Annotated in this window: 1 protein-coding gene and 1 pseudogene; one reads left to right on the top strand and one right to left on the bottom strand. The window is 65.6% G+C overall.

Going from position 1 to position 450, the window contains the following annotated elements; translation table 11 throughout:
* Positions 1-184, top strand: a pseudogene (locus JWG43_RS20855) (prolyl aminopeptidase); the annotation flags it as partial.
* Positions 185-231: 47 nt separating this feature from the next.
* Here the strand turns inward: JWG43_RS20855 and JWG43_RS20860 are convergent.
* The coding region (locus JWG43_RS20860) for a DoxX family protein (RefSeq protein WP_205244363.1) at positions 232-450 on the bottom strand (219 nt) is incomplete at its 5' end.

The raw sequence follows: 450 nt of genomic DNA on the forward strand, positions 1-450 counted from the left end.
GTGCTGGATCGCGCAGGGCCGGTTCGACGTGGTGACGCCGATTTCTGGCGCCTGGGCGCTGCACCGCGCCTGGCCCGAGGCCCATTTGGACATCGTCGTCGACGCCGGCCACGCCTCATCGGAACCGGGCATCGTCGACAGCCTGGTGCGCGCCGCCGACTGGGCTGCAAGCCTCCAGGCATGAAAAAGCCGCCGCGCAGGACAGCGCGGCGGCCTTTCCATTCTGAAAAATCAGAACCGTTTTGTGGTTCGATTGTCGATGCTCCACGCGCCCGGACCGGCGGTGAAGATGTACAGGAAGATGAAGCAATACAGGATGGCCGCGTCGCCGCCGTTCACCGCCGGATAGGGGCTGCTGGGGAAGTGGAACATCCAGTAGGCCACGGCCATCTGGCCTGAGGCGATGAAGGCGGCCGGACGCGTGAACAGGCCCAGGATCAGCAACAGGCC

The sequence above is a fragment of the Desulfobulbus alkaliphilus genome (genome assembly GCF_016918545.1).
In the GTDB taxonomy this organism is placed as follows: domain Bacteria; phylum Desulfobacterota; class Desulfobulbia; order Desulfobulbales; family Desulfobulbaceae; genus Desulfobulbus; species Desulfobulbus alkaliphilus.